2 protein-coding genes are annotated in these 3600 nt (G+C 49.8%); both read right to left on the bottom strand.

Going from position 1 to position 3600, the window contains the following annotated elements:
* The coding region (locus tag NT175_14600; GenBank protein MCX6235922.1) for an HYR domain-containing protein at positions 1-1286 on the bottom strand (1286 nt) is incomplete at its 3' end.
* A 12-nt stretch (positions 1287-1298) separates the two neighbouring features.
* A partial coding sequence (locus NT175_14595; GenBank protein MCX6235921.1) for an HYR domain-containing protein occupies positions 1299-3600 on the bottom strand: 2302 nt, incomplete at its 5' end.

The raw sequence follows: 3600 nt of genomic DNA, 5'->3' as shown, positions 1-3600 counted from the left end.
GCATTATTCGTCACCGAAGCCACACCGCAGTTGTCAGATGTCACCGGGGTGCCAAGATTCAGCCCTGTAGCATAACATTGACCTAAGTCGGTATTGACCGTGACATTGGCCGGACAGCTGATTGACGGATTCTGATTATCGGTAACAATAACCAGTTGTTGGCAAGTAGCTGTATTTCCTGCATTGTCGGTGACCGTCCAGAGGACAGTTGTGGTTCCTACAGGGAACTGAGACGGCGCATTATTCGTCACCGAAGCCACACCGCAATTATCCGATGTTAGCGGGGTGCCCAGGTTTATGCCAGTTGCATAACATTGACCCATATTAGCATTGACCGTAACATTGGCCGGGCAGCTAATTGCCGGATTCTGATTATCGGTAATAATAACCAGTTGTTGGCAAGTAGCTGTATTTCCCGCATTGTCGGTGACCGTCCAGAGGACAGTTGTGGTTCCTACAGGGAACTGAGACGGAGCATTATTCGTCACCGAAGCCACACCGCAGTTGTCAGATGTCACCGGGGTGCCAAGATTCACCCCAGTAGCATAACATTGACCTAAGTCGGCATTGACCGTGACATTGGGCGGACAGCTGATTGACGGATTCTGATTATCGGTAACAATAACCAGTTGTTGGCAAGTAGCTGTATTTCCTGCATTGTCGGTGACCGTCCAGATGACAGTTGTGGTACCGAGGGGGAACTGAGACGGCGCATTATTCGTCACCGAAGCCACACTGCAGTTATCAGATGTCACCGGGGTGCCAAGATTCACGCCAGTAGCATAACATTGACCTAAGTCGGCATTGACCGTGACATTGGCCGGGCAGCTAATTGCCGGATTCTGATTATCGGTAACAATAACCAGTTGTTGGCAAGTAGCTGTATTTCCCGCATTGTCGGTGACCGTCCAGATGACAGTTGTGGTACCGAGGGGGAACTGAGACGGCGCATTATTCGTCACCGAAGCCACACCGCAATTATCCAATGTCGCTGGTGTGCCAAGGTTCACGCCAGCTGCATAACAAAGACCCATATCAGCATCAACTGTGACATTGGCCGGGCAGCTGATTGCCGGATTCTGATTATCGGTAACAATAACCAGTTGTTGGCAAGTAGCTGTATTTCCCGCATTGTCGGTGACCGTCCAGATGACAGTTGTGGTTCCTACAGGGAACTGAGAGGGTGCATTATTCGTTTCAGAAGCTACACCGCAGTTATCCGATGTCACCGGGGTGCCAAGATCCACGCCAGTAGCATAACATTGACCTAAGTCGGCATTGACCATGACATTGGCCGGTCAGCTGATTGACGGATTCTGATTATCGGTAACAATAACCAGTTGTTGGCAGGTAGCTGTATTTCCCGCATTGTCGGTGACCGTCCAGATGACAGTTGTGGTTCCTACAGGGAACTGAGACGGAGCATTATTCGTCACCGAAGCCACACCGCAGTTATCCAATGTCACCGGGGTGCCAAGGCTTACGTTAGTAGCATAACATTGACCCAAATCGGCATTGACAGTGACATTTGCCGGACAGCTGATTGTTGGATTCTGGTTGTCGTTGACAGTGACCACCTGTGTGCAGGTAGCTGCATTGCCGGAACCGTCAGTGACAGTCCAGGTGACAGTTGTATTACCCAATGCAAAAGCAGTGGGCTCATCATTGGTGACAGAAGCCACAGAACAGTTGTCAGAAGTCGTGGGAGTGCCAAGAGCAACGCCGGTGGCAGTGCATCCGGTGTTGGTATAGGCAGTGACAGGAGCCGGACAGGTAATGGACGGATTCACATTGTCGATGACAGTGACCACCTGTGTGCAGGTTGCCGTATTGTTGGCATCGTCGGTGGCTGTCCAGGTTACCGTCGTTGCTTCCAGCGGGAAGGCGGCCGGTGCATCGTTGGTGATGGTTACTGTCTGATCACAGTTATCCGTGGCCGTGGCCGTGCCGATCGAGCCTACATAGGTGCAGGCTACATTCGTGCCTACAGTCAGGGCTGTCGGGCAGGTGATGATAGGTGGAGTAACATCAGGTTCAGTACCAACAGCCACAGAAGTTGTTTTTACACAACCATTGGCATCGGTAGCTGTAATTATATAGGTTTGGGCAGTTAGCCCGTAAAATGTTCCAACCGGGGATTGTGTACCAATATCAGGAAGGATAGAATAGTTAATCGTACCTGTCCCACCAGTTGCACTGATAACTATGACCCCATCGTTTCCTCCGGTACAACTTACGTTTGTAATCTCGGGAATTATAAAAGTCAGAGCAGCCGGCTGGGTAACATCAATGGTTCCGGTTACCGGACCGCAGGTGTTGGCATCAGTGATGCTGTAAGCCATGGCCGTTCCGGCCGATACTCCGGTAAAGACTCCGGTAGTATTGGTTTGACTGTTAAAGGTATAGCTGTATGGAGCTGTTCCGCCGGTGGCAACAATCGTGACCGTAGCGGTTCCTCCATAACAATCAATCGGATCGGTCACCGTAGCACTGGTCAAAGCAAGTACCGGTGGCAGGGTATTGATCGTTACGTTTGTCCCTGCTGAAATACAACCGTCCGAATTCTTCGCAGTTACGGTGTATGTGCCTGCCGGTACCAGGGTAAATATACCCGTGGTATTAGTATAGGTTGAACCATCAATGCTGTATGTCATGCCCACTCCGGTGGGTGCCGTAACGGTGATCGTTCCGGTGGCTATATCACAGATTGGTTGAGTTAATGTGGCTACCGGCACTGTTGGTGTTTCTGGTTGTGTATTGATGACAACATTAGCTGACGCTATTGAAGTACATCCTGCTGCATTTGTAACTGTATAGGTGTATGTTCCTGCAGCTAAGCCGGATATGGTTGTACTTGCGCCTGTTCCTGTTGTAGTAGTTCCTCCCGGATTTCTTGTTAGCGTCCATGTGCCTGAGGAAGGTAAACCGCTTAATTCCACGCTTCCTGTTGCAATTGTACAGGTAGGTTGTGTTATTGTGCCTACTACGGGCGCTGTTGGTGTTTCTGGTTGTGTATTGATAACCACATTAGTTGATGCTACTGAAGTACATCCTGCTGCATTTGTAACTGTATAAGTGTATGTTCCTGCAGCTAAGCCGGATATGGTTGTACTTGTTCCTGTTCCCGAGGTAGTTGTTCCACCAGGAGTTCTTGTTAATGTCCAGGTTCCTGTTGCTGGCAAACCATTTAAAACCACACTTCCTGTTGCTACAGCACACGTTGGTTGTGTTATTGTGCCTATTGTTGGTGCTGATGGTGTTTCTGGTTGTGCATCGATGACCACATTAACTGATGCTGATGAAGTACATCCTGCTGCATTGGTAACGGTGAAATTGTATGTTGTACCTGCAGTTAAGCCGGATATGGTTGTACTGGTAGTTGAACCTGCTATTGCACCCGGATTGATTGTCCAGGTTCCAGTTGGTAAGCCGGTTAATTCCACGCTTCCTGTTGGAACGGCACAGGTAGGTTGTGTGATTGTGCCTACTGTTGGTGCTGATGGTGTGTTGACTGTCAGGGTTGCCAGCCCGTCGGTTTGTGCGGTACCGCAACTACCTGTGATAATACACCGGTAGTTGTTGCCATTCATACCTGCTGTA

Source organism: Bacteroidota bacterium (assembly GCA_026391695.1).
Taxonomy (GTDB): Bacteria; Bacteroidota; Bacteroidia; order Bacteroidales; family JAGONC01; genus JAPLDP01.
Note: the sequence above shows the minus strand (reverse complement) of the source record. Positions and strands in the feature narration are given on the sequence as shown.